Here is a 4123-nt window from a genome sequence, read left to right as displayed (position 1 = left end):
CACGGCGGGACGTTGCCGAGGTCGAGGAGTCCGGCGGTGGCGACGTTGGCGCCGAGGGATGCGATCAGGGCGATGGCGAACCACAGCCAGGCGTCACGGTTGCCGCCGTCCTTGCGCATCCGGCGCCACGCGGCGACCAGCAGCAGGTCGACGGAGACCGGGTAGGCCCAGGCCTTCCAGCCGTCCTGCCCGGCCGCGGCCGCCAGGTCGTGCAGGTGGGCGAAGGACAGGGCCCCGGCGATGACGGCCTGGATGAGCACGGCGTCGAGGCGGAGGGTGCGGAACATGAAGGGTTCACCTCCTTTCGGGCATGGGTCGGGTAGGGACCTGGCGTGAGACGGTCACGCCACCGAGGTGGAGAGGGGGCCCGCTAGGGGGTCGCCGGGGACGGCTTGACCAGCGGAACAGACGTGGGGGCGCCGACGCGGACCGGGACGGCCGGGCGGTAGGCGGCGAGGGCAGGCAGGTCCGGGGTGAGGTGAGCGTGCGCGGCGCAGATCGCGGCCGCTTCGGCGGCGCTGAGCTGGAGGGTGCGGATACGGGACCAGCCGCCGGAGGTATCCCCGGCCACCGCGATACCGGGCCGGTCCGGGGGGATCGTGAGCACGGTGACGACGGCGTCGGGGGCGATGTCGCCAACGCCCATCTCGGCGGTCTGCTTGTCGTTGACCCGATGCACCACCCGGCCGGTGAGCTGGGCCCGCAGGGCGGTGGCGCCCTTGCCGAGGTCGGAGCCGAAGCGCTGCCCGCACACCTCCAGGAAGATGCCGGCCGCACGCGCCATCTGCCCCAGGCGGATGAGCTGGGTGACCATGCGGTCCCGGCGTTCCTCGTCCTTCTTCGTCGCCACCAGGAACAGCTCCGCCACCTCGTCCACCAGCACCACCACCGGGGCGGGACGGACATCCTCCGGCAGGGCCCAGATGTCACCGGCCCCATAGGCACTGAGGAGGTCGAAGCGCTCTTCCATCTCCCCCACCAGCACCTCCAGGAGGTCATCGGCCTCTTCGGGAGTGGTGGCCAGGGCGGAGAGGCGGGGCGCGTAGCCGCGCTGTTCCACACCGCGCTTGCAGTCGATGCCGACCAGGGCGACCGGGAGACGGGCGAGTCCGGCGATCAGGTTGCGCTGATACATCGACTTGCCCGACTGATTCGCCCCCAGCGTCAGCGCGTGGGGGACCTTGAGATAGTCGCGGACGAAGGCGGTGCCGTCCTCCCGCAGCGCGACCGGAACCGACATCGGCCCCGACACCACACGCCGCGGCATCCGCACCCGGCGAAGAACGTCATAGCCGGTCATCCGCAACTCCACGAACCCGGGCTTGACCGTCACCACGGTGACCGAGTGGACACCCCAGGCGTGCCGCAACCGCTCGGAAGCCGCCACCACATCAGCGGGCTCCAACCCCGCCGGAAGCCGCAGGGTGACCCGCAGGCCGGTCAGGCTGCCCCGGATCCGGCGGACCTTCGGCGGAACCGGCTGGACATCGGCGCGGCGGGCAACGTTACGGACCAGGAAGGCACGGAAGCGGGACGGCTGCACCGTCAGCCCGCACACGTCCATCGTGGACCGGTAGGTCACCGCGAACCGCGTCGTCGCCACCGGCAGACCCACCAGCGACCAGAACAGACGCGGTGCCCGGGCCTTGGCGTAGCCGAGAGTGCCGGCGGTTCCGGCGAGCGGGAGACCGACCTCCCATAACGTCGACAGGTCCGTCATGGTCAGGCACCAGCCGTGAGGGCGACGGCGCGGAACGAGATGCCGTGACGGGTCTGGCCGTTGAACGTGTTCTCCCAGTCCCGGGCCTTGAGCCCGATCACCGACACCGGCATACCCGGCGCCAGATTCTCCGGGAGACCGGTCTCCGGCACGGTCACCTGGTAGAGGTTGCCCTCCCCCTCGTCCGAGATCAGCAGGCCGACCGTAGAGAGGTTGGCGCCGGTCTCCCGGTCGACCGCGCGCTCACCGGTCTGCTTGCTCACGAGCTTCGGTACGGGGGCCGTGGCGACGAACACCATGGCGGTCGACGTGTCCACTTTGAACGACGGCATAGCGGTACTCCTTGAGTCAGGCTCAGCGGTTCGCCGAGTCGCAGCTTCACTATGAAGGTAGTCACAGAAAAACTGCGAGTCAAGAAGTTCTGCGAGTAGCAGCGCAGCTGCATCTCTGCGACTCTGATAGCGACACCTAAGGAGGACCACATGACCAGCGGTTTCGGCCTCGTCGTCCGGTTCAACCTGCGCGACGCAGAGGCAGCGAAAGCCTTCGACGTTCTCGTCGAGGAGACCTTGAAGGGCATCCAGGCCCATGAGCCTGGAACCCTCTCGTACGTTGTGCACACCGTGGCCGACGAGCCCAACACCCGGTTGTTCTACGAGCTGTACGCCGACCGCGAGGCGTTCGACCAGCACGAGCAGCAGCCGCACACCCGCCACTTCCTGGCGGAGCGGAAAAAGTACGTGGCTGACTTCGACGTCACCTTCGTGCAGAGCCAGGGCGCCGCCGGGGCGTGGAGGTGACCTCAGAAGAACGCCGTGTCTTCGGTGCGCGGGTCGCAGACCTTCGCGAGCAGCGCGGCCTCACGCAGAAGCAGCTGGCCGCCGAGATCGGTCGTACTGCGAGTTGGCTGTCCCAGGTAGAACGGGGCATCCAGCCGGTCAACCGCCTCGACGTACTGCGCCTACTGGCGAATGGCTTGGGAGTCTCCGTACAGGAGTTGCGGGCAGACGCGCCGACGCAGGCCCCGGCAGAAGAGCCAGCCATCGAGCTTCCCAACGACCTCGACCAAGCGCGATTGGTCATCTCGGGCCATCCCGTTCCGGAGGTTGTTCTCGATCCGGCCAGCCCTGGCCCCGCCAACATGGAGGAGCTGCAACGCGCGGTGGACCGAGTGTGGGAGCTGACCCATGCCAATGAGTTCGCGGAGTTGAGTTCCACCTTGGGGCCGTTGGTGCCCCGGATCGAGCGCGCGGCGAGGACGGCTCCGCCTGAGGATCGGGGAAGGCTATGGGGTCTACTCAGCCGCACGTACCAGGCTCTCGCCGCCGCATTCGTACGGCAGGACGAGGCGGACGCCGCATGGGTGGCAGCGGACCGTGCCATCCGCGCAGCGGAGGAGTCGGGTAACACCCTGGAGGTGTTCGCCAGCGTCTTTCGTCTGTCCCAGGCCTTCGTACGGCTCAAGCACCTAGACCAGGCCGAGCACTCTGCAACCACCGCCCTGAACGCGTTGGAACGGCACTACCGAGAAGCCGCGGGCGAACCCGAGGCACTGTCAGTCATCGGAGCCTTGCACCTGGCGCTGGCCCTCATCCACGCACGAGCGGGTGACCGTACCCGGGCGCGGCAGGAGATGAAGCGAGCCCGCGAGGTCGCGGCACGACTGGGCGAGGACCGCAACGACTTCAACCTGGAGTTCGGGCCGACCAATGTGGAGATCCAGGCCGTCTCGATCGCGGTCGAGCTGGGAGACGCCGGCGAAGCCATCGAGGTCGGTACCGAGCTGGACACGTCCTCGCTGTCGCTGGAGCGTCGAGCCCGCCTGAAGATGGACCTTGGCCGGGCCTACGCGCAACGGCGCCAGGTCGGTGAAGCACTGGGAGCCCTGCTGGACGCCGAGGACCTGTCCCCAGACTTGATCCACACTCACGTCGCCGCCAGGGAAACGATCCGGGACCTTCTCCTCTTCGCCGGACGTGCCACGCCCCAGGAGCTGAAGGAGCTTGCCGACCGGGCAGACGCGCGGCCTTGAGCTGTTACAAGTTTCTCTACCTCATCAAGGCACCCGCCGCGCACAGCGCGGCGCGAGCGGCCCGTCGCCGGGGCCACCGCTCTGTCTTCGCCAGCGGCGGCCCCGGCGCCGGGCCGCTCGCCTGACAGCTCGGGTTGATGGGTGACGAACCACGATGCGGCTGAGGCGGTATGCGGGTGCAACTCAAGACGATGCCTCCGGCGGGGGCGCAACAAGCACCAGGATGGGCGGGGGCTCCGTGGACGGGTGCCGGCCGTGGAGTGTTGCGGTGGGGGGACTCCCATCCCGTCTGCCGTCGACCCAGGCAGAGCCGAGCAGACACGGCACCGGGCGTCCAGGTCGTTCGTACAGTGGCGCGCTCCACCTGGACG

General features: G+C 68.8%; 5 protein-coding genes. 2 read left to right on the top strand and 3 right to left on the bottom strand.

Translation table 11 applies throughout. From position 1 onward, the window contains the following. The 3 genes from ACIQD7_RS34175 to ACIQD7_RS34165 all read right to left on the bottom strand — a co-directional run. A partial coding sequence (locus tag ACIQD7_RS34175; RefSeq protein WP_402447206.1) for a DUF2637 domain-containing protein occupies positions 1-287 on the bottom strand: 287 nt, incomplete at its 3' end. Between the two features lie 83 nt (positions 288-370). Then, a complete protein-coding gene (locus ACIQD7_RS34170; RefSeq protein ID WP_402447204.1) occupies positions 371-1720 on the bottom strand; it encodes an FtsK/SpoIIIE domain-containing protein in 1350 nt (449 codons plus the stop codon). Between the two features lie 2 nt (positions 1721-1722). Next, positions 1723-2052 carry a hypothetical protein gene (locus ACIQD7_RS34165; protein ID WP_152370823.1) on the bottom strand — a complete coding sequence of 110 codons (330 nt, stop codon included), beginning with the start codon at positions 2050-2052 and terminating at the stop codon, positions 1723-1725. Between the two features lie 150 nt (positions 2053-2202). Between ACIQD7_RS34165 and ACIQD7_RS34160 the strand changes: the two genes are divergently transcribed. Together ACIQD7_RS34160 and ACIQD7_RS34155 are read left to right on the top strand one after the other, a co-directional pair. Further along, positions 2203-2520, top strand: coding sequence for a putative quinol monooxygenase (locus ACIQD7_RS34160; protein ID WP_399760594.1), 318 nt, complete (start codon positions 2203-2205; stop codon positions 2518-2520). Beyond that, positions 2517-3752 carry a helix-turn-helix domain-containing protein gene (locus ACIQD7_RS34155; protein WP_402447200.1) on the top strand — a complete coding sequence of 412 codons (1236 nt, stop codon included), beginning with the start codon at positions 2517-2519 and terminating at the stop codon, positions 3750-3752. Before ACIQD7_RS34160 ends, ACIQD7_RS34155 begins: the two co-directional genes overlap by 4 nt. Positions 3753-4123: the final 371 nt, after the last annotated feature.

Source organism: Streptomyces sp. NPDC093071 (assembly GCF_044754545.1).
Lineage (GTDB): Bacteria > Actinomycetota > Actinomycetes > Streptomycetales > Streptomycetaceae > Streptomyces.
This window is presented reverse-complemented; position numbering and strand designations above follow the sequence as displayed.

What these genes read in the sequence shown, in the direction of transcription:
- ACIQD7_RS34170 (WP_402447204.1), bottom strand. Translation starts at nt 1,720, where the DNA reads ATGACGGACCTGTCGACGTTATGGGAGGTCGGTCTCCCGCTCGCCGGA.
- ACIQD7_RS34165 (WP_152370823.1), bottom strand. Translation starts at nt 2,052, where the DNA reads ATGCCGTCGTTCAAAGTGGACACGTCGACCGCCATGGTGTTCGTCGCC.
- ACIQD7_RS34160 (WP_399760594.1), top strand. Translation starts at nt 2,203, where the DNA reads ATGACCAGCGGTTTCGGCCTCGTCGTCCGGTTCAACCTGCGCGACGCA.